Source organism: Pseudomonas sp. O39, assembly GCF_045447295.1.
In the GTDB taxonomy this organism is placed as follows: Bacteria; Pseudomonadota; Gammaproteobacteria; order Pseudomonadales; family Pseudomonadaceae; genus Aquipseudomonas; species Aquipseudomonas antarctica_A.
On the sequence record NZ_JBJGXV010000068.1, the window covers coordinates 1 to 646 of the forward strand.

Here is a 646-nt window from a genome sequence, read left to right on the forward strand (position 1 = left end):
TAACGTATTAGGTTAATGCCCTTCCTCCCAACTTAAAGTGCTTTACAATCCGAAGACCTTCTTCACACACGCGGCATGGCTGGATCAGGCTTTCGCCCATTGTCCAATATTCCCCACTGCTGCCTCCCGTAGGAGTCTGGACCGTGTCTCAGTTCCAGTGTGACTGATCATCCTCTCAGACCAGTTACGGATCGTCGCCTTGGTGAGCCATTACCTCACCAACTAGCTAATCCGACCTAGGCTCATCTGATAGCGCAAGGCCCGAAGGTCCCCTGCTTTCTCCCGTAGGACGTATGCGGTATTAGCGTCCGTTTCCGAACGTTATCCCCCACTACCAGGCAGATTCCTAGGCATTACTCACCCGTCCGCCGCTCTCAAGAGAAGCAAGCTTCTCTCTACCGCTCGACTTGCATGTGTTAGGCCTGCCGCCAGCGTTCAATCTGAGCCATGATCAAACTCTTCAGTTCAAACATCTTTGGGTTTTTAAGAAACCCTAAACTTGGCTCAGCAATCGTTGGTTACATCTTTGATTTCTCGCGGAGTAACTTGTGATGCTGATAATCTTGTTGACTATCAGTCTGACTCCACAAGCACCCACACGAATTGCTTGATTCAGTTGTTAAAGAGCGGTTGGTTAAGATCTTTC

1 rRNA gene is annotated in these 646 nt (G+C 49.5%); it reads right to left on the bottom strand.

Annotated features, from left to right (window positions below):
• Positions 1–467 (bottom strand): 16S ribosomal RNA (locus ACI77D_RS29325); the annotation flags it as partial.
• Positions 468–646: the final 179 nt, after the last annotated feature.